Genomic DNA, 18,078 nt, shown 5'->3' on the forward strand with positions numbered 1-18,078 from the left:
GGGAGCATTATACAAGCGGCAGGCGCATTTCCCCGTGACGCCGGAGAAGGTATTGCCTTTCCACCGCATTCGCGGCCAGCATGGCCGCCCGGGCATATGCCGCCAGCGCCCCCCGCCGGTCGCCCTGGCGGCGCAGCAAGTTGGCCCGGGCCGCGTGCAGATAATGCGAATTGGCAAGGCTGGGCACGGCTTCCAGGCGTTCAAGCCACGCCAGGCCGTGCTCTGCGCCATGCGCCATCGCGCAGGCGATCACGGCATTGAGCAAAATCAAGGGTTCCGGTTTGTGCCGCAACAAGGCGCCATACAGGGCGCTGATCTGGCGCCAGTCCGTCTGGCTGGCCGTGACGGCCTTGGCGTGCAAGGCGGCAATGGCCGCCTGCAACTGGTATGGGCCCGGCGTGCGCGCCGGCAAGGCTTGCTCCAACACGGCCAGCCCTTCGGCAATCAGGTCGCCCTGCCACAGGCGCCGGTCCTGCTCTTCCAGGGTCAACAACTGGCCTTCGGGCGAGAGGCGGGCCGGGCCGCGCGACGCCTGCAGCAGCAGCAAGGCCAATAGCCCCTGTACTTCCGGCTGGCCGGGCTGCAGGCTGTCGAGCAGCCGCCCCAGGCGCAGCGCTTCCGCGCACAGGTCGGCGCGCAGCAGGCTATCGCCGCCGCTGGCGCAATAGCCTTCGCTAAACACCAGATAAATGACATGCTGCACTTGCGCCAGCCGTTGCGGCCAATCCTGGGCCGGCGGCAACTCGAAAGGGATGCGCGCTTCGGCGATCTTGCGCCTGGCGCGCAATAGCCGCTGCGACAGGGCCGCTTCCGCCAAGCCGAAGGCGCGCGCGATCTCGCCCGTGGACAGGCCACACAGGGTGCGCAAGGCCAGCGCCACCTGCGCCTCGGGCGCCAGCGCGGGATGGCAGCAGATGAACAGCAGGCGCAGGCGGTCGTCCTCGATGGCTTGCGTTTCATCAAGCATGGCGGCCGGCAGGCAGGACAGCACGGCCTCGGCCTCGCTGACGCTCTTGCCCGCGCGGCGCACGTGATCGAGGCCCGCGTTGCGCGCCACCGAGCTGAGCCAGGCCGCGGGATTGGACGGGATGCCCGCCTGCGGCCACAGTTCCAGCGCCTTGCGGCACGCCTCCTGCAACACATCTTCCGCCAGGCCCAGGTCGCCGAAACGCCGCATCAGGCCGGCCAGCACCCTGCCCTTTTCCTGGCGAAAGACGTGTTCGACGGCCGCAATGGCGTCACCGGCCATGTTTATGCCGTGACAGGCCGCACTTCGATGGTGCCCAGGGAAGCCGCCGGACAACGCGCGGCCCAGGCCAGCGCCTCGTCCAGGTGGGCGCAGTCCAGCAGGTAATAGCCGCCCAGCTGCTCCTTGGTTTCCGCGAACGGCCCATCCGTGATGACAGGCTTGCCGTTTTGCACACGCACGCTGGTGGCGCTGCGCACAGGCGCCAGCTCGGCGCCGCCGCGCATCACGCCCGCCGCCTCCAGGTCCTGCGTATAGCGGGCAAAGTCGGCCATCAGGCTGGCCATCTGGCCCTCCTCCATGGCGGCATAGCGCGCCTCGTCGGCGTAGATCAGGATCATGTATTCCATAGTCTCTTCTCCAAAAGAAAAATGCCCGCAAGCGCGGGCATCCATACGACGAACGGGGCGGCGGCAATCCGACAAGATTACCGCATTATTTTTAATTAATGCTTATGACCGCAACTGGGTCCATGAACATGACCGCCGGAAGATTGCTTGACCGTCATGTCCGCCTTGGCATCGCGGCCGCTGTCGCCCGGGTAGCCGGCGGCTGCCAGGCGATCCAGGTAATCCTGCCACAGGGTCGCTTGCTCGGCGCCCAGCTTGTACAGATAGGCCCAGGTGTACAGGCCGGAATTGTGGCCATCGCTGAAGGTGGGCTGCACGGCGTAGTTACCGACCGGCTCCAGACCCGTGATACCGACCAGGCGCTTACCTAATTGCAAGGTTTCCTGGCCCTTGCCATGGCCCTGCACTTCGGCCGACGGCGAGTACACACGCAGGTATTCGAACGGCAAGGCAAATTCGCTGCCGTCGTCGAACGCCACGTCGAGCACGCGCGACTGGTTGTGCACGGTCAAGCCGGTGGGTTGGGGTGTTGCTGCTTTTTCAGTCATGACAATACTTTATGCGGATAAACGTTGAAGGATGGCGTCGCGCAAGGCCGGCAGCAGGGCGCGGCGCGCGGCCAGCACCTCGGGCGCCGTTTCGCGCTGGATCACCGCCCAGCTGGGGTTCGGGAAATGCGCGTCGTCGCGGTAGCGGGGAATCACGTGCCAGTGCACGTGCGGCGTCATGTTGCCGAAACTGGCGACATTCACCTTTTCCGGCTGCATCACTTCCCGCACGGCCAGTTCGACTTGCCACACGACTTCCATGACGTAATTGCGCTCGCCGGGCGTCAAGTCCGTCATTTCCTTCACGTGCTTGTTCCAGATCACGCGGCAAAAGCCGGGATAGGCAGGATCGTCGACGGCCACGACGGACAGGCGCTCGCTGCGCCACAGCAAGGCCTCCAGACCCTGCTTGTTGGCATAGCCGTCCAACAAGTTGCACAGATCGCAACTCGCGGACATCACACGAGCACCCGTTCGATGCCGCCGTCATTGGCGCGTTTCACATAATCCGGCATCCAGTTCTCTCCCAGCAAGTGTTTGGCGATTTCGACGACGATGTAATCGGCCGTCGTGCCCGAATCGTCATTGTAGCGCGACAAGCCTTGCAGGCACGACGGGCAGCTGGTGAGGATTTTGACGTCGCCCGTGAAACCGTCGCCGCGCAGCTTGTCGGCGCCCTTGACCATCTCTTCTTCCTTGCGGAAACGCACTTGCGTGGAGATGTCCGGGCGCGTGACGGCCAGCGAACCCGATTCGCCGCAGCAACGGTCATTCTTCTCGATCTTCACGTTGTCTACCGTGCTGATCAGGGAATTGATGGTCTTGCCCGATTCCTGCAGCTTCATCGGATTGTGGCATGGCTCGTGGTACATATAACGGGTGCCGTTGACGCCTTCCAGCTTGACGTTTTTCTCCAGCAAATACTCATGGATATCCATGATGCGGCAGCCGGGGAAAATCTTTTCAAACTGATACGTGGCCAGCTGGTCGTAGCAAGTGCCGCACGACACGAGCACCGTCTTGATGTCCAGGTAATTGAGCGTATTGGCCATGCGGTGGAACAGGACGCGGTTATCCGTCATCATCTTCTCGGCCTTGTCGAACTCGCCCGCGCCCCGTTGCGGATAACCGCAGCACAAATAGCCCGGCGGCAAGACCGTCTGTACGCCCACTTCCCACAGCATCGCTTGCGTAGCCAGGCCCACTTGCGAGAACAAACGTTCCGAACCGCAACCTGGGAAGTAGAACACGGCTTCCGTATCGGCCGTCGTCGTCTTCGGATTGCGGATGATCGGGATGACTTTATCGTCTTCGATATCGAGCAGCGCGCGTGCCGATTTCTTCGGCAGGTTGCCCGGCATCTTTTTGTTAATAAAATGAATCACCTGCGCCTTGACGGGCGGCTTGCCCGTCGATGGCGGCGGCGCTTTGGTTTGCTTCTTGGCAAATTTCTTCAGCAAGTCATGGCCCAGGCGCTGCGCCTTGTAACCCCAGCCGATCATGACCTTGCGCGTGGCGTTGATGGTCACGGGATCGGTGGCGTTGAGGAACATCATCGTGGCCTTGGTGCCCGGATTGAAGCTCTTCTTGTCCATCTTGCGCAGCAAATTGCGCATGTTCATCGACACATCGCCAAAGTCGATGTTGACGGGGCAAGGCGTCACGCATTTATGGCAGACCGTGCAGTGGTCGGCCACGTCCTCGAACTCTTCCCAATGCTTGATGGAAATACCGCGGCGCGTCTGTTCTTCGTACAGGAAGGCTTCGATCAGGGACGAGGTCGCCAAGATCTTGTCGCGCGGCGAATACAGCAAGTTGGCGCGCGGCACGTGGGTCGAGCACACGGGTTTGCACTTGCCGCAACGCAAGCAATCCTTGACGCTGTCGGCGATGGCGCCGATATCGCTTTGCTGCATGATCAAGGACTCATGCCCCATCAGGCCGAACGATGGCGTGTAGGCATTGCGCAAGTCGGCGCCCATGCCCGGCAGGTTCAGCAATTTACCCTTGTTGAAACGGCCTTCCGGATCGATGCGCTGCTTGTAGCTGCGGAATTCGCCGATCTCTTCTTCCGTCAGGAATTCCAGCTTGGTGATGCCGATACCGTGTTCGCCGGAAATCACGCCATTGAGCGAGCGGGCCAGGATCATGATGCGGCCCACGGCTTCGTGGGCGTCCTGCAGCATTTCGTAATTGTCCGAGTTGACGGGCAAGTTCGTGTGCACGTTGCCATCGCCCGCATGCATGTGCAGCGCGACGAATACGCGGCTACGCAAGATGCGCGCGTGGATGGCCGTCGCCTCGTCCAAAATCAGTTTGAACGCGGCGCCGTTGAAGATCTGGCGCAGCTGGGCGCGGATCTCTTGCTTCCAGGTAATGCGCACGGTGCGGTCCTGCACCACGTCGAACAGGGTGGCGTCCGGCTGCGTTTCCAGGCGCGCATCGAACACGGGCAGCAAGCGCTCCATGCCCAGTTCGGCCAATTCACCCTTCACGTCCGCCAACGGACGGTCCAGCTGGGCCAGCAGATAGGTCCAACGGCTCGTCACTTGCGCCAACAGCTGCTGCGCCTGCTCGGCGCGGTCGCCCAGCATTTCCGCATCGTCGACCCGGTCGTCGGACGCATCGTCGCTCTTGCCTACTGGCAAATTACCCTTGCCAAAGAATTCGCTGAGGGCCTCGGCCAATTGCAGTTTATTCTTGATCGACAACTCGATATTGATGCGTTCGATACCATCCGTGTATTCACCCATGCGATTGAGCGGGATCACGACATCTTCATTGATCTTGAACGCATTCGTGTGCTTGGCGATCGCCGCCGTGCGAGCACGGTCGAGCCAGAATTTCTTGCGCGCTTCCGGACTGACGGCGACAAAGCCTTCGCCCACGCGGGTGTTGGCGATGCGCACCACTTCCGACGCCGCTTGCGCGACAGCATTTTCATCGTCGCCGACGATGTCGCCGAACAGGGCCATCTTCGGCAGCACGCCCCGCTTCGACTTGGTGGCGTAACCGACGGCGCGCAGGTAGCGCTCGTCCAGGTGTTCCAGGCCCGCCAGGCGGATGGTCGTGTATTGCTCGCCTTTCGCCGGCAAGCCGTCGAGGTAATCCTTGATTTCCACGATCGACGGGATCGCGTCGCGCGCCTGGCCGAAGAATTCCAGGCAGACGGTGCGGGCGAACTTCGGCATCTTGTGCAGAATCCAGCGCGCCGACGTGATCAGGCCGTCGCAGCCTTCCTTCTGGATGCCCGGCAAGCCGGCGAGGAATTTATCGGTGACGTCCTTGCCCAGGCCTTCCTTGCGGAACTTGCGGCCAGGAATTTCCAGGATTTCCGTCTTGAACGGCGCGTTCGGTTTCGTGGCGTCGCGCGTGCTCGGGTGACGCCATTCCAGTTGGAAACGTGCCAGTGCGATATCGTGGATCTTGCCCAGGTTATGGTCGAGGCGCGTGACGTCGAGCCAGTCGCCGTTCGGGTCGACCATGCGCCACGAGGCCAGGTTGTCCAGCGCCGTACCCCACAGCACGGCTTTCTTGCCGCCCGCATTCATGGCGACGTTGCCGCCAATGCAAGAGGCGTGCGCCGACGTCGGGTCGACGGCAAACACGAAACCAGCCTTTTCCGCCGCTTCCGACACTTTATTCGTGATCACGCCGGCGCCCGAATTGATGGTCGCGTATTCGTGCGTGAGGCCCGGCAAGACCGTCATTTCCACGGCGCCCAGGGTGATGAGTTTTTCCGTGTTGATGACGGCCGACATCGGCGTCAGGGGAATCGCACCGCCCGTGTAGCCGGTGCCGCCGCCGCGCGGGATGATGGTCAGCCCCAGCTCGATACAGCCCTTCACCAGGCCGGCCATTTCCTCTTCCGTGTCGGGCGTGAGCACGACGAACGGGTATTCCACGCGCCAGTCGGTGGCGTCCGTCACGTGCGACACGCGCGTCATGCCGTCGAAGCGCACATTATGCTTTTCCGTATAGCGTCCCAGCACCTTGACCGTGCGCTTGCGCAAGTCGTAGGTCTTGCGGAATTCGTCGCCAAAGTCGGCCACGGCCTTGCTGGCCGCTTTCAGCAGCAGCTCCACATTGGCGCTGCGCGCTTGCGCCACTTCGGGCGATTCGCCACTGGCGGCCACGTCGCCGCCGGCTGCGTCGATGGACAGGCGGCGCTTGTCGACTTCGGCCAGGCGGTGATGCAAGGCATCGATCAAGCCCTGGCGGCGCTTCGGATTGTCGAGCAAGTCATCCTGCAGGTAGGGATTGCGGCGCACGACCCAGATGTCGCCCAGCACCTCGTACAGCATGCGGGCCGAACGGCCCGTCTGGCGGGCGCCGCGCAGCTCGTCGAGCAGGCGCCAGGAGTCCTCCCCCAACAGGCGTATGACGATCTCGCGATCGGAAAACGACGTGTAGTTATACGGGATTTCGCGCAGGCGGCTTGCTGCGGGACCATTCGGCGTTTCTGCCAGTAAAGCTTGGATATGTGCGGGAGCGTTCATGGAGTGTGGTGACGATGTGGACTGGACCCTAAAGGCCCATTTTATCTTATTGCGCCGCACCATGCGGGAACAGCCTTATGCCGCCCAAGGTTTAAGCACCGCATCCGTCACCATAGCAAATACGGAAAAGCCCTATTTTGCATGAATAAAAAACCAGCTTTAATCATTTTTCGACGCAAAAATGCCAAGAATCAGAGTCTGCTGCAAACTATCGAACTGCCCAAAAATGGGGCAAAACGGCGTTGCATTACGCCCCGTTTGCGCCCACTTTACGCCAGCATTTGTCCAATCCGGTGCCATACGCCATCGGGCACATACAGCAGCAAGCCCGTCATGGTCAGGTAGCGCGCGCACTTGCCGACGGCCATGTAGGCCACGCTGGGCCAGAACGGCAGCTTGAGCCAGCCGGCCAGGGTGCACAGCGGGTCGCCCACGATGGGCAGCCAGGCCAGCAGCATGGTCTTGGCGCCATAGCGGGCCAGCCAGCGGAACCAGCGCGTGTCGCGTTCCTTGGCAAACGCCTGCTTGGCCCGGTAGCCCATCCAGTAGTCGACGACGCCGCCCAGGGTGTTGCCCAGGGTGGCGACGCCGATGGTGGCCCAGAACAACGCGGGGTTGGCCTTGATGACGGCAAACACGGCCGGTTCCGAGCCGAGCGGCAAGAGGGTGGCGGAAATAAAGCTGATCAGAAAGACCGATGTCAGCCCGACTTCCGGTGCTGCGATCAGCTGCAGCAGCCAGGCGATTGCGGATTCGATCATGGAACACTTCGCGATGCAGTAAGGCTCTCCATTATAATGAAGAGCAGCTTGCGCGCCGCACAATCCGCGCCGGCCGGCACAGGCCTACCCGCCCGCAGTTCCACAGAGCATTATTGTCGCCAGGCTATCCGCCGCGGCGCCGCCGCTATCGCCCGACACGCTCCAGACCCTTTCTGGCCCAGAATCACTTGCTTGCAGACTATGAACATCGACTACCTCAAGAAAATCCTGACCGCCCGCGTCTATGACGTCGCTACCGAAACGCCGCTGGAACTGGCCCCTGCCCTGTCGCAGCGCCTGAACAACCAGATTTACTTCAAGCGCGAAGACATGCAAAGCGTGTTCAGTTTCAAGATTCGTGGCGCCTACAACAAGATGTCCAAGCTGAGCGAAGCGGACCGTAAACGGGGCGTGATTTGCGCCTCGGCCGGCAACCACGCCCAGGGCGTGGCCCTGTCGGCCGCGCGCATGGGTTGCCGCGCCGTCATCGTCATGCCGACCACCACGCCGCTGGTGAAGGTCGAGGCGGTCAAGGGACGCGGCGGCGTGCACGTGGAAGTGGTGCTGCACGGCGAGTCGTACACGGATGCCTACAACCATGCGCTGACCCTGGAAAAGGAACAGAAGCTGACCTTCGTGCACCCGTTCGACGATCCGGACGTGATCGCCGGCCAGGGCACGATCGGCATGGAAATCCTGCGCCAGCACGCCGGCCCCATCCACGCCATCTTCGCGCCCATCGGCGGCGGCGGCTTGATCGCCGGCATTGCTGCCTATGTGAAACAGATTCGTCCCGACATCAAGATCATCGGCGTGCAAAGCGTCGATTCGAACGCCATGGCCCGTTCGCTGAAAGCAGGCGAGCGCGTGACCCTGACCGACGTGGGCCTGTTTGCCGACGGCACGGCCGTGCGCCTGGCCGGCGAGGAAACCTTCCGCCTGGTGCAGGCGTATGTCGATGAAATCATCACCGTCGACACGGACGCCATCTGCGCCGCCATCAAGGACGTGTTTACGGATACGCGCAGCATCCTGGAGCCGTCCGGCGCGCTGGCCATCGCCGGCGCCAAGGCGTATGTGGAACGGGCCAGCTTGACCAAGCACCCTGTCAACAATGAAACCCTGGTCACCATCGCCAGCGGCGCGAACATGAATTTCGACCGTTTGCGCTTTGTCGCGGAACGGGCCGAACTGGGCGAATTCCGCGAAGCCGTGTTTGCCGTCACCATGCGCGAACAGCGGGGCAGTTTCAAGCGTTTCTGCTCGCTCATCGGCGCGCGCAACGTGACGGAATTTAACTACCGCATCAGCGATGAAAAAGCCGCGCACGTGTTCGTCGGCATTCAAATTGCCGACCGACATGAATCAAGCGTGCTGGCGAAGACTTTCGAGGAACACGAATTCAAGACCCTGGACCTGACCCACGACGAGCTGGCCAAGTCGCACATCCGCCACCTGGTGGGCGGCAAGAGCCGGCTGGCGCAGGACGAGCTGCTGTACCGCTTCGAGTTCCCGGAGCGCCCGGGCGCCCTGATGCGCTTCCTCGACAGCATGGCGCCGAACTGGAATATTTCCCTATGTCACTACCGCAGCCAGGGCGGCGACGTGGGCCGCATCCTGATCGGCCTGCAAGTGCCGCCCGATGAAATGGGAGAATTCGCCCGCTTCCTCGATACCCTGGGCTACCGTTACTGGGATGAAAGCAGCAATCCCGTCTATAAGCTGTTCCTGGGGTAAGCATCACCTCCCGGCGGCGGCTACTCGCCGTCGGGAGAATTAGGCTACCATGCGTGCTTGACTGAATTCACGCCACACGACCATGACCACCACCAACGACCTCGCCGAACAATCCCCGCTGGGCAAAAGCTCCGCCTACCGCACCGATTACGCGCCGGAACTGCTGTTTTCCATTCCGCGCCAGGGCAAGCGCGACGAGCTGGAATTGCACGGCACATTACCGTTCTTCGGCCTCGATATCTGGAATGCCTATGAGCTGTCGTGGCTGAACCAGCGCGGCAAGCCGCAAGTGGCCATTGCCAAGGTCAGCGCGCCGGCCGATTCGCCGAACATCATCGAATCGAAGTCGTTCAAGCTCTATTTAAATTCGTTCAACCAAACCAGGCTGGACAGCCCGGATGCGTTGCTGGCCCTGCTCAAGCAGGATTTATCGAAGGGCTTCGGCGCGCCCGTGCAAGTGGAGCTGACCTTGCAGGACGATTTCGGCAAGCTGAAAATGGGCGAATTCGACGGCGTGCTGCTCGACCGCCTGGACCTGGAAATCACGCAATATACGCCCTCGCCGCTGCTCCTGAAGGCGGCGCTCGATGAAGCGCCGGTGGAAGAAAAACTCGTCTCGCATTTGCTCAAATCGAATTGCCTGGTGACGGGCCAGCCCGACTGGGGCAGCGTGCAGATCGAGTACGCGGGACCGCAGATCGACCAGGAAAGCCTGTTGCGCTACCTGATCGGTTTCCGCGAGCACAACGAATTCCACGAACAATGCGTGGAGCGCATCTTTGTCGATATCTTGCGTCAGTGCAAGCCGCAAAAACTGTCCGTGTATGCGCGCTACACGCGCCGCGGCGGCCTCGACATCAATCCCTGGCGCAGCAACTTCAGCACCGGGGCGATGCCGGGCAATCTGCGCAATGCGCGCCAGTAACGCCAAACAACACTCCGCAACCATGCCAACAGGAATGTTGGCTGTGTTTTAAAACAACGTTGCAGTAGTGCCGCAGAGCATGTCAAAGACGCTGAAAAATCGGAAAATCGGCATTCGGCGGCGGAAAAACCGGCGCACCGCGTGTTTTTAATCAAGAAATAGCCGATACACGCCGATGTTATTTTTTTGCTAAAATGATGACCACGTGGGCTGTAGCGCCCACTGCGCCCGCAGCGGGCGTATACTGTTGAGAATTGGCGTTACAGGCCGCCGAAACAGGCCTATAATTCGGCTCGCAAGCCCTCTGCGCATTGCACCATTTCATTGAGTGTCATGACTAATCTTAGCAAAATACTATCCCTCGAAAACGTCCTGCTGGACCTGGAAGTCTCCAGTAAAAAGCGCGCCTTCGAGCAAGCCGGCCTGATCTTCGAAAACAATTACGGCATCGCCCGCTCTACCGTCTCGGACAATCTGTTTGCCCGCGAACGCCTGGGCTCGACCGGACTGGGTCATGGCGTGGCCGTGCCGCATGGCAGGGTCAAGGGCAGCAAAACCTTGAAAGCGCCCCTGGGCGCCTTCGTGCGCCTGGCCGAGCCGATTCCATTCGAATCGCCCGATGGCAAGCCCGTCAATCTGCTGTTTTTCCTGCTGATTCCAGATCATGTCACCCAGCAACATCTGGAAATCCTGTCGGAAATCGCCGAAATGTTTTCCGACGACGCCTTCCGCACGGCATTGGCCACGGATCCGGAACCGAAATCCGTGCATTCGCGCATCGTCAATTGGCAACCCAGTCTGCAAGCGGCGGGTTAAACTTCAGGTATTCCTCCACTCCTGAAGAAGACTGCCATGTTGCAAACGCCGCTGACGATACAACGCCTGTACGACGATAATCGTGAAAGTCTGCAACTGGGCTGGTTCGCCGGCTTCCCCGGCGGCGAGCGCCTGATCTCGGGCGACGTCTCGTCGGCCGCCGACCAGGTGGGCCACTTGAACCTGATCCATCCGGGCCGCATCCAGGTCTTCGGCCACCAGGAAATCAATTACTACCAACGCCTGAAGGTCAACACGCGCACCCACGTGATCGGCGAACTGATCGCCGGCGGCCCGCCCGCGCTGATCATCGCCCAAGGGCTGGAAACGCCGCCCGACATCCTCGCCATCTGCGACGAACAAAACATTCCCCTGTTCTCCACCCCGCTGCCGGCCGCGCAAGTGATCGACTTCCTGCGCGTCTACCTGTCGAAAAAACTGGCGCAGCGCATCATCATGCATGGCGTGTTCATGGACGTGCTGGGCGTGGGCGTGCTGATCACGGGCGACTCGGGCCTGGGCAAGAGCGAGCTGGGGCTGGAGCTGATCTCGCGCAGCCACGGCCTGGTGGCCGACGACGCCGTCGAATTCTCCCGCATCGCGCCCAATATGATCGAAGGCCGCTGCCCGCCCCTGCTGCAAAACCTGCTGGAAGTGCGGGGACTGGGCTTGCTCGATATCAAGGCCATCTTTGGCGAAACGGCCGTGCGCCGCAAGATGCGTTTGAAGCTGATCGTGCACCTCGTGCGCCGCAACGCGCTGGAAGAAGAAGTCGAGCGACTGCCTTTCCTGTTCCCCACGGAAGACGTGCTGGGCTTGCCCGTGCGCAAGGTCGTCATCCCCGTCGCCGCCGGCCGCAACATCGCCGTACTGCTGGAAGCGGCCGTGCGCAATACGATTTTGCAACTGCGCGGCATCGATACCTTGCAGGAGTTCATGGAACGGCAACGTTTGGCAATGAGCGGCGACTAGCGTTGCCAAGGAGTTCGCCCTTGCAAGGGCGAACCGTTGTGCAGGCACGCAGCAGTGCTGCGTGAATTCCCTGCTACACCAGAGATTGGCAATTAGCGGGGATTAATCTGCAAGAAGCACGCCCTCTTTTGTTTAACCAATACTACAGTCGAAATTGCAATAATTTGTAAAGATAGTTGCCTTGGGAGCGGAGCGCCGGCCTTTATTGTATGATCGGGTTATGCATATCGTCCTTATCACCGGAATATCCGGCTCCGGTAAATCCGTCGCGCTCAATGTGCTGGAAGATACCGGTTACTATTGTGTCGACAACCTGCCACCGGCCTTGCTGCCCAGCCTGGTGCAGACCCTGCTCGACGAAGGTACACCGCAACTGGCCGTCGCCGTCGATGCGCGCAGCGCCGAGTCGCTGACCAGCCTGCCGCACAATGTGGCCCTGCTGCGCGACCAGGGGCACGACGTCAAGGTCATGTTCCTGACAGCCACCACGCATTCGCTGGTGGCGCGCTTCTCGGAAACGCGGCGCAGCCATCCGCTGTCGCACGAATTGCGTCCGAACCAGAATCCGGCCAGCCGCCGCACCCTGATCGAGTGCATTTCGGAAGAGCGCGAACGCCTCTCGACCATCGAACAGCTGGGCCATGTGATCGACACGTCGGAACTGAGCGCCAACAAGCTGCGTGCCTGGATCAAGGATATCGTCGCCTCCGAACGCGCGCCGCTGACCCTGTTCTTCGAATCGTTCGCCTTCAAGCTGGGCGTGCCGCTGGACGCCGATTTCGTCTTCGACGTGCGGGCCTTGCCGAATCCCTATTACGACCTGGCCTTGCGCCCCCTCGACGGCCGCGACGCGCCCGTGATCGCCTTCCTCGACGCGCAGCCCAGCGCGCTGGAACTGCTGGCCGACATCCGCGCCTTCATCGAGAAATGGTTGCCGTCATTCAAGTCCGACAACCGCAGCTACCTGACGGTAGCCCTCGGCTGCACGGGCGGCCAGCACCGCTCCGTGTACATGGCGGAGCGGCTGGCGCAATATTTCGGACCCAACGAGCGCGTGGTTCTACGCCACCGCGAGCGCAGCTAGTTAATCGAGGTGGCGCAGCGGATGCGCCGCAGCCGGCCAGACGGGCGCAAAGAAGCGCGCCACCATGGCCGCGTCGACTTCGTCCAGGCTGGCGGGATTCCAGCGGGGCGCATTATCCTTGTCGACCACCAGCGCGCGCACGCCCTCGAGCACTTCGCCATGTTCGAAATTGTGGCGCACGACTGTGCGCTCCAGGCGCAGGCAATCGGCCACGCCCAGGTGGGTGCCCCGCTGCAGCAATTCCAGGGTCACCGACATCATCAAGGGCGAACGCAGGCGCATGGCCGCCAGCGCCTTGGTGGCGAACGCACTGTCGTCCTGCGCCAGCGAGGCCATGATGGCCGCCACGGAGCCGGCGCTGAAATGGCGGTCCAGCGCCGCGCGCGCCGTGGCCAGGGGGGATACCCCCGCCTCGGCCTGGAATGGCGCCGCCAGCGCCTTGATGGCCACAGGCAAGGCCTCGCCCGGCGTCGATTCAAACAGGTCCAGCAGCGCCCCCATCTGCGCTTCGGGCAGGTAGACATCGGCCAGGCCCGTGTACAGGGCGTCGGCCGCGTTGATCGTCAAGCCCGTCAAGCCCAGGTACAGGCCCAGCTGGCCGGCCAGGCGGGACAGGAAATAACTGCCGCCCACGTCCGGAAACAGGCCGATATTGACTTCCGGCATGGCCATGCGCGTGCGGCCCGTCACGATGCGCAAGCGGTTGCCGGGCCCGGCTTGCGCCACGCCCATGCCGCCGCCCATCACCACGCCATCCATCACGGCGATATACGGTTTCGGGTAGAAATGAATTAAATGATTTAAAGCATATTCTTCTGTGAAGAAATCTTCCAGCAGGGCGCTGCCGCCTTGCGGCGTGGCCAGGCCCGCATCGTAAAAGAAACGGATGTCGCCGCCGGCGCACAGGGCCTTGTCGCTGCTGGAGCGGATCACGACGGCGTCCACCTGCGGATCGTCGCGCCAGGCCAGCAGGGCCGCGCTCAGGGCGCGCACCATCTCCAGCGACAGGGAATTCAAGGCTTTCGGACGGTCGAGCACGATGTGCCCGGTGCGGTTGCGGATGGAAGTCTGGACGAAGTCGCTCATGGCAGGCAGGAAAGAAGTGAAAGTGCGAATATTCTAATGCCTGCGCGGGGAACATTGCGTTCCGCTGGGCGCAAAAAAGGGCGCAATGTGCGCCCTTAATTGATCACAACTGCTGGAAGCGGGTGGCCTTAGACGGCGACGACGGCTTCTTCCTCGGAGTTGTCTGGCAGATGCTTGATCGCCTCTTTACCGTGCCCTTGCACTTTGGTTTTGTATTTCATCACTTGCCTATCGAGCTTGTCGATCAGCGTATCGATCGCGGCGTACAGGTCGTGCGCCAAGCTTTCCACATAGACAGTCTTGCCGCTCAAACGCAGGTTGACTTCAGCCTTTTGACGTTTTTCTTTCTCTTTGAGGTTATCCACGGTCAGAATCACGGCGATATCGATGACTTGATCGAAATGACGTTTCACGCGCTCCAGCTTCGTTTGTACGTATTCACGGATGGCTGGTGTCACTTCGAGATGATGTCCGCTGATGGTGAGATTCATACACACTCCTAAAGATGATCGGGTTCGTGCGGTCCATCCTATCCGGCCCGCAGAGGAACCGAAAAAAACTTACAAACACTTACGCAGGCTCACTGGCGGAATTTTTAATGCTTCCCGGTATTTGGCAACAGTACGTCGCGCAATCACCATGCCTTGTTCCCCCAGCATGTCCGCAATCTTACTGTCGGATAAAGGATTTTTAGGGTCTTCTGCTCCTGTCAGTTGCACGATCAATGCCCGTATCGCCGTCGATGACGCTTCGCCCCCCGCTTCGGTGGCGACGTGGCTACCAAAGAAATATTTCAACTCGAACATGCCGTGCGGGGTCAGCATGTACTTTTGAGTTGTTACCCGCGAGATAGTACTCTCGTGTAAACCCAGTGTATCAGCTATTTCACGGAGCACAAGGGGGCGCATGGCAACGGCCCCATGCGAGAAAAAGTTCTTTTGTCTTTCTACTATCGCCTGTGCCACGCGCAGGATCGTGTCGAAGCGCTGGCGCATGTTCTTGATCAGCCACTTGGCCTCCTGCAACTGTGCGCCCATGGCGCCCTCCCCCTTGCCTTGCTTGAGCAAGTTGGCGTACATGGCGTTGACGCGCAGGCGCGGCATGACGTCGTTGTTCAGGGTCACTTGCCAGCCATTGCGCGCGCGCTTGACGACGACGTCGGGCACCACGTAATCGGACACGTCCGAGGCGAACACGGCGCCCGGATGCGGATTGCACTGGCGAATCACCGTCTGCGCTTCGCGCAAGTCTTCATCGTCGCAATCGAGGGCTTTTTTCAGCTTGTTGAAATCGCGCTGGGCAAACCAGGCCAGGTGCTTTTCCACGATGACGAGGGCCATGCGCCGCGTCACCATGGCGATGTGTGGCAAGCGCTTGATTTGCAGGGCCAGGCATTCGGACGCGTTGCGCGCGCCCACGCCCGGCGGATCGAAACTTTGCAGCAGCGACAAGGCCGTGCGCATCTCGTCGGCGTCGATTTCCAGCTCTTCCGGCAGGCGCGCCAGGATGTCGTCGAGCGACTCTTCCAGGTAGCCATTGTCGTCGAGCGCGTCGATGATCAGCTCGACCAGTGCGCGGTCGCGCAATTCGAGCACCGTCACGCGCATCTGCTCCATCAGGTGTTCGCGCAGGGTGCAGTGATGGGCCTCCAATTGCGGACGCGAATCGTCGTCGTCGGGCGCCTTGCCCCGGCTCGCCTCACTCCAGTCGCTGTCGCCGCCATCCGCGGCGGCCGGGCTGTCGCCCCCCTCGCCGTCAAACGCTTCCGCTTCGGCCGGCGCTGCGGGCGCCTCCTGGCCTGGCGGCTGGGGCGGCGCTTCGGCCGGTGCGGCCGTGGAGCTCAAGGCCCCGTCGGACAGCAGGCGCAGCGAACGGTCGAGCGGATCATCGAGGCGTTCGAGCAAGGGATTGTCCGTCAGCAATTGCTCGAGTTCCTGGTGCAATTCCAGGGTAGACAATTGCAACAGGCGTATCGATTGCTGCAACTGCGGCGTCAGTGCCAGGTGCTGCGAAGTGCGCAGCTGCAATGATTGTTTCATTGGCTTACATGCGGAAGTGTTCGCCCAGATAGACCCGGCGTACCGACTCGTTCGCAATGATGTCGTCGGGGCGTCCCGACGCCAGCACCGAGCCCTGGTTGATGATGTAGGCGCGGTCGCAAATACCCAGCGTCTCACGCACATTATGATCGGTAATCAGCACGCCGATATTGCGCTCCTTCAAGAAACGCACAATGCGCTGGATCTCGATCACGGCGATCGGATCGACGCCGGCGAACGGCTCGTCGAGCAGCACGAAACGGGGATCGGTGGCCAGCGCGCGGGCGATTTCCACGCGGCGGCGTTCGCCACCGGACAGGGACAGCGCCTGGTTCTCGCGCAGCTTTTCAATCTGCAAGTCGGCCAGCAATTTATCCAGCCGCTCCTCGATCTCGGCCTTCGTCAGCGGACGGCCTTCGACGGTCTGGATTTCCAGCACGGCGCGGATATTGTCTTCCACCGTCAGCTTGCGGAAGACGGACGCTTCCTGCGGCAGGTAGGACAGGCCCATCTGCGCGCGGCGGTGGATCGGCAGGCTGGAGATATCCACGCCGCTGATATCGATGCTGCCGCCATCGGACGGCACCAGGCCGACGATCATGTAGAACGAGGTGGTCTTGCCGGCGCCGTTCGGGCCCAGCAAGCCCACCACTTCGCCGCATTCGACTTGCAGCGAAACATCATGCACGACTTGCCGCTTGCCATAGGTTTTTTGCAGCCCGCGAACGATCAGGGTGCTGCCGCAACGTGTATTTTCCATTATTTCTTTCCTGGCGCGGGCGTGGCCGGCGCTTTCTCCGCTGCCGGCGCCTTGGTCTTCGGCTGGATCACCATGCGCACGCTGCCGCCATCGGCGGTGCTGGTGCCGCTGTTGGAATTTTCCATCGCAAATTCTTCCTTGCGGCTGTCATACGAGATGAAAGCGCCATTGGCCACATCGGTGACTTTCGCGCCTTCCAGGCGCGTCAGCTTGGCTCTGGAAAACAGTTTCACCACTTCCGTCTTGTTGTCGTATTCCACGCGCTCCGCCTCGCCTTCGACCCACAGGTCGCCCGCGCCATCGCGCTTCTGGCGGAAGGTCGCAAGCTTGCCGGGATCGGCCCAGAAGGTGATGAACTGGTAGCCTTGCGGGTCTTCCGTGATCAGGGCCCGGCCCGCCTTCATGGTCAGGGTGCCCTTGACCAGCACGACGTCGCCCGTCAGGGTGCGCACCTGCTTGACGTCATCGACGTGGCCGCTGCGTGCCGTGATGACGGCTTCCTTCTCGGAATCGGCCTTCTCGGCATGCGCCACGCCCATGATGGCCAGCGAAAATACGGTCAACAGCAAGATGTTCTTCATAGTATAGTTTCCTTGTTTCATTCTGTCATTTTGCCGCCGCGGCCGGGCGCGGTTTCGGCGGGAGGACCATGCGCAGCGCATTCTGCACTTCCACCACGCCGGTGGCGTTATTCGCCTTCATGCCGATGCCATTGATGCGCGAGGCGCCCGTCAGGATATCGACAGGCACGTCCGTTTCCATTCTTTCCTCGTCCGGGAACACCGTCAGCGCTTCCGTCTTGACCGTCAGGTTCTGCGCCTTCGGACTGGCCACGCGGTCGATCACGACCTTGCGGTGCAGTTGCAGCCGGGTATTGTCCTGGTCGATATGCGCCAATTCCGCATTCATGTTCATCGGCGGCATGCCTGGCGTGAGCTTGCGCACGAAGGGCTGGTCGATATCGGACGAGTCGTCCAGCGGATAATGCGTGAGCTTGGTGCCCGACACGATATAGCTGGGCTTGCCCGTCAAGTCCATGCGCACCATGCTGAAATTGGTGATGAAATAGTCGGGCTCATCCAGATGCTTGCTGGCCGTGATGTCCTGGCCATTCTTGTTCATCACCTCGAGCAGCCAAAAGCTGCCCAGCGCGACGACAACCGCGCCCAGCACGGTAAAAATCATGCGCCAGCGATGGGCGCCTCCTGGCTTACGCATAGGGCTTCACTCTTTCAAAGGTCACTGGCGAGGCGGC

General features: G+C 61.4%; 17 protein-coding genes. 5 read left to right on the plus strand and 12 right to left on the minus strand.

The window, feature by feature from the left end:
• Window positions 1–7: 7 nt before the first annotated feature.
• The 6 genes from O0881_RS17290 to O0881_RS17315 all read right to left on the minus strand — a co-directional run bounded on the left by O0881_RS17290 (window position 8) and on the right by O0881_RS17315 (window position 7,404).
• Window positions 8–1,249, minus strand: a complete 1,242-nt coding sequence (locus O0881_RS17290) for a sigma-70 family RNA polymerase sigma factor (RefSeq protein WP_289912346.1) — start codon at window positions 1,247–1,249, stop codon at window positions 8–10.
• Between the two features lie 2 nt (window positions 1,250–1,251).
• Window positions 1,252–1,596, minus strand: a complete 345-nt coding sequence (locus O0881_RS17295) for a YciI family protein (protein ID WP_289912347.1) — start codon at window positions 1,594–1,596, stop codon at window positions 1,252–1,254.
• Between the two features lie 95 nt (window positions 1,597–1,691).
• Window positions 1,692–2,144, minus strand: a complete 453-nt coding sequence (locus O0881_RS17300) for a DUF971 domain-containing protein (RefSeq protein ID WP_289905722.1) — start codon at window positions 2,142–2,144, stop codon at window positions 1,692–1,694.
• Window positions 2,145–2,153: 9 nt separating this feature from the next.
• The gene (locus O0881_RS17305; protein WP_289912348.1) at window positions 2,154–2,603 is read right to left on the minus strand and encodes an HIT family protein; all 450 of its coding nucleotides are present in this window, start codon (window positions 2,601–2,603) and stop codon (window positions 2,154–2,156) included.
• Window positions 2,603–6,643, minus strand: a complete 4,041-nt coding sequence (locus O0881_RS17310) for a DUF3683 domain-containing protein (protein ID WP_289912349.1) — start codon at window positions 6,641–6,643, stop codon at window positions 2,603–2,605. The genes O0881_RS17305 and O0881_RS17310 overlap by 1 nt, the downstream gene beginning before the upstream one ends.
• A 269-nt stretch (window positions 6,644–6,912) precedes the next feature.
• Window positions 6,913–7,404, minus strand: a complete 492-nt coding sequence (locus tag O0881_RS17315) for a YqaA family protein (RefSeq protein WP_077398959.1) — start codon at window positions 7,402–7,404, stop codon at window positions 6,913–6,915.
• 201 nt (window positions 7,405–7,605) lie between these two features.
• Between O0881_RS17315 and ilvA the strand changes: the two genes are divergently transcribed.
• From ilvA to rapZ, 5 genes are all read left to right on the plus strand, one after another.
• On the plus strand, window positions 7,606–9,141 hold the full coding sequence (ilvA, locus tag O0881_RS17320; RefSeq protein WP_289912350.1) for a threonine ammonia-lyase, biosynthetic: 1,536 nt from the start codon (window positions 7,606–7,608) through the stop codon (window positions 9,139–9,141).
• An 82-nt stretch (window positions 9,142–9,223) separates the two neighbouring features.
• Window positions 9,224–10,066, plus strand: a complete 843-nt coding sequence (queF, locus tag O0881_RS17325) for an NADPH-dependent 7-cyano-7-deazaguanine reductase QueF (RefSeq protein ID WP_289912351.1) — start codon at window positions 9,224–9,226, stop codon at window positions 10,064–10,066.
• 333 nt (window positions 10,067–10,399) lie between these two features.
• Window positions 10,400–10,882, plus strand: coding sequence for a PTS sugar transporter subunit IIA (locus O0881_RS17330; protein WP_071079718.1), 483 nt, complete (start codon window positions 10,400–10,402; stop codon window positions 10,880–10,882).
• Window positions 10,883–10,918: 36 nt separating this feature from the next.
• Window positions 10,919–11,854 (plus strand): HPr(Ser) kinase/phosphatase, encoded by a 936-nt coding sequence (hprK, locus tag O0881_RS17335; protein ID WP_034753337.1) that lies wholly within the window; start codon window positions 10,919–10,921, stop codon window positions 11,852–11,854.
• Window positions 11,855–12,074: 220 nt separating this feature from the next.
• On the plus strand, window positions 12,075–12,938 hold the full coding sequence (rapZ, locus tag O0881_RS17340) for an RNase adapter RapZ (protein ID WP_099665687.1): 864 nt from the start codon (window positions 12,075–12,077) through the stop codon (window positions 12,936–12,938).
• Here rapZ and O0881_RS17345 read toward each other — a convergent pair whose 3' ends face one another.
• From O0881_RS17345 to lptC, 6 genes are all read right to left on the minus strand, one after another.
• Window positions 12,939–14,024 (minus strand): enoyl-CoA hydratase/isomerase family protein, encoded by a 1,086-nt coding sequence (locus tag O0881_RS17345; RefSeq protein WP_289912352.1) that lies wholly within the window; start codon window positions 14,022–14,024, stop codon window positions 12,939–12,941. It abuts the gene before it with no gap.
• 128 nt (window positions 14,025–14,152) lie between these two features.
• Window positions 14,153–14,515 (minus strand): ribosome-associated translation inhibitor RaiA, encoded by a 363-nt coding sequence (gene raiA / locus O0881_RS17350; RefSeq protein ID WP_034778388.1) that lies wholly within the window; start codon window positions 14,513–14,515, stop codon window positions 14,153–14,155.
• A 69-nt stretch (window positions 14,516–14,584) separates the two neighbouring features.
• Window positions 14,585–16,063 carry an RNA polymerase factor sigma-54 gene (locus O0881_RS17355; protein WP_289912353.1) on the minus strand — a complete coding sequence of 493 codons (1,479 nt, stop codon included), beginning with the start codon at window positions 16,061–16,063 and terminating at the stop codon, window positions 14,585–14,587.
• Between the two features lie 4 nt (window positions 16,064–16,067).
• Entirely contained in the window at window positions 16,068–16,823 is a 756-nt protein-coding gene (lptB, locus tag O0881_RS17360) for an LPS export ABC transporter ATP-binding protein (protein WP_077398949.1), read from the minus strand.
• Window positions 16,823–17,404, minus strand: a complete 582-nt coding sequence (lptA, locus tag O0881_RS17365; RefSeq protein ID WP_099665690.1) for a lipopolysaccharide transport periplasmic protein LptA — start codon at window positions 17,402–17,404, stop codon at window positions 16,823–16,825. Before lptA ends, lptB begins: the two co-directional genes overlap by 1 nt.
• 25 nt (window positions 17,405–17,429) lie before the next feature.
• Window positions 17,430–18,041 carry an LPS export ABC transporter periplasmic protein LptC gene (lptC, locus tag O0881_RS17370; RefSeq protein ID WP_289912354.1) on the minus strand — a complete coding sequence of 204 codons (612 nt, stop codon included), beginning with the start codon at window positions 18,039–18,041 and terminating at the stop codon, window positions 17,430–17,432.
• Window positions 18,042–18,078: the final 37 nt, after the last annotated feature.

This window comes from Janthinobacterium sp. SUN100 (assembly GCF_030397705.1).
GTDB classification, from domain to species: domain Bacteria; phylum Pseudomonadota; class Gammaproteobacteria; order Burkholderiales; family Burkholderiaceae_D; genus Janthinobacterium; species Janthinobacterium kumbetense.

What these genes read in the sequence shown, in the direction of transcription:
- O0881_RS17290 (WP_289912346.1), bottom strand. Translation starts at nt 1,249, where the DNA reads ATGGCCGGTGACGCCATTGCGGCCGTCGAACACGTCTTTCGCCAGGAA.
- O0881_RS17295 (WP_289912347.1), bottom strand. Translation starts at nt 1,596, where the DNA reads ATGGAATACATGATCCTGATCTACGCCGACGAGGCGCGCTATGCCGCC.
- O0881_RS17300 (WP_289905722.1), bottom strand. Translation starts at nt 2,144, where the DNA reads ATGACTGAAAAAGCAGCAACACCCCAACCCACCGGCTTGACCGTGCAC.
- O0881_RS17305 (WP_289912348.1), bottom strand. Translation starts at nt 2,603, where the DNA reads ATGTCCGCGAGTTGCGATCTGTGCAACTTGTTGGACGGCTATGCCAAC.
- O0881_RS17310 (WP_289912349.1), bottom strand. Translation starts at nt 6,643, where the DNA reads ATGAACGCTCCCGCACATATCCAAGCTTTACTGGCAGAAACGCCGAAT.
- O0881_RS17315 (WP_077398959.1), bottom strand. Translation starts at nt 7,404, where the DNA reads ATGATCGAATCCGCAATCGCCTGGCTGCTGCAGCTGATCGCAGCACCG.
- ilvA (WP_289912350.1), top strand. Translation starts at nt 7,606, where the DNA reads ATGAACATCGACTACCTCAAGAAAATCCTGACCGCCCGCGTCTATGAC.
- queF (WP_289912351.1), top strand. Translation starts at nt 9,224, where the DNA reads ATGACCACCACCAACGACCTCGCCGAACAATCCCCGCTGGGCAAAAGC.
- O0881_RS17330 (WP_071079718.1), top strand. Translation starts at nt 10,400, where the DNA reads ATGACTAATCTTAGCAAAATACTATCCCTCGAAAACGTCCTGCTGGAC.
- hprK (WP_034753337.1), top strand. Translation starts at nt 10,919, where the DNA reads ATGTTGCAAACGCCGCTGACGATACAACGCCTGTACGACGATAATCGT.
- rapZ (WP_099665687.1), top strand. Translation starts at nt 12,075, where the DNA reads ATGCATATCGTCCTTATCACCGGAATATCCGGCTCCGGTAAATCCGTC.
- O0881_RS17345 (WP_289912352.1), bottom strand. Translation starts at nt 14,024, where the DNA reads ATGAGCGACTTCGTCCAGACTTCCATCCGCAACCGCACCGGGCACATC.
- raiA (WP_034778388.1), bottom strand. Translation starts at nt 14,515, where the DNA reads ATGAATCTCACCATCAGCGGACATCATCTCGAAGTGACACCAGCCATC.
- O0881_RS17355 (WP_289912353.1), bottom strand. Translation starts at nt 16,063, where the DNA reads ATGAAACAATCATTGCAGCTGCGCACTTCGCAGCACCTGGCACTGACG.
- lptB (WP_077398949.1), bottom strand. Translation starts at nt 16,823, where the DNA reads ATGGAAAATACACGTTGCGGCAGCACCCTGATCGTTCGCGGGCTGCAA.
- lptA (WP_099665690.1), bottom strand. Translation starts at nt 17,404, where the DNA reads ATGAAGAACATCTTGCTGTTGACCGTATTTTCGCTGGCCATCATGGGC.
- lptC (WP_289912354.1), bottom strand. Translation starts at nt 18,041, where the DNA reads ATGCGTAAGCCAGGAGGCGCCCATCGCTGGCGCATGATTTTTACCGTG.